1 protein-coding gene is annotated in these 765 nt (G+C 65.8%); it reads left to right on the forward strand.

Going from position 1 to position 765, the window contains the following annotated elements; genetic code table 11:
• Positions 1 to 365 precede the first annotated feature (365 nt).
• Positions 366 to 765: GntR family transcriptional regulator (locus E1264_RS42850; RefSeq protein ID WP_132183326.1), on the forward strand; the 400-nt coding region annotated here is incomplete at its 3' end.

Raw genomic sequence — 765 nt, forward strand, 5'->3', positions numbered from 1 at the left:
GAGGGCTAAGGACAACAGCGAAGGGGCCCGCCGAGGATCGTCGGGCCCCTTCGTTTTGCCTGGTCATACCGTGGCGGAGGATGCGAGATTCGAACTCGCGAGCGCTTGCACGCAACACGCTTTCCAACTATCCGCATGCCCGTTCGGGGGCGTTCATGGGAGTTCGCGGGGCAGGTCAGAGGGGGTATGCGTACTGCGGTGAACGGTGACGGCCGTCGGCGTACTGGACAAAGAGCAGGACAACGAGCGGTGTCGAGCGAGGGGCCGGGGGACGGCGAGACCATCGGCCGGTCGCACAGGGCGTGGAAAACTTGAATCTGGCGCTCACCGGGGGCGCCGACCAGGTCTAGCAAGGGGAGGCCCACGTGCCGCAGGGTAGTCCGCGAGGTACATACCTGGAGGTCTCGGAATCTCTCCGCCAGAAGATCAGAGACGGTGAGATCACTGAAGCGTTGCCGTCCCAGTCGGCACTCGTGAGGGAGTACAGCGTGAGTCGCAGCACTATCGAGCGGGCCCTCGCCGCGCTCAAGGCCGATGGTGTGATCGAGTCGGTACAGGGCGCCGGTTGGTTCGTGACGGGGACCGGTGACCGCCGGCCGTTGGTCGAGCGGGTGACCGACCTGTTGCGCGGCGGTGAGGCGAAGGTGGGCGACCGCTTTCCTACCGAGAAGGAGCTGTGCGAACGGTTCGGTGCATCCCGGACTGCCGTGCGCTCCGCCATAGCGCAGATGGAAGGGCGAGGGTTGATCGGGAAGGGGGCCTGTC

It is taken from the genome of Actinomadura sp. KC216, assembly GCF_004348535.1.
GTDB lineage: Bacteria > Actinomycetota > Actinomycetes > Streptosporangiales > Streptosporangiaceae > Spirillospora.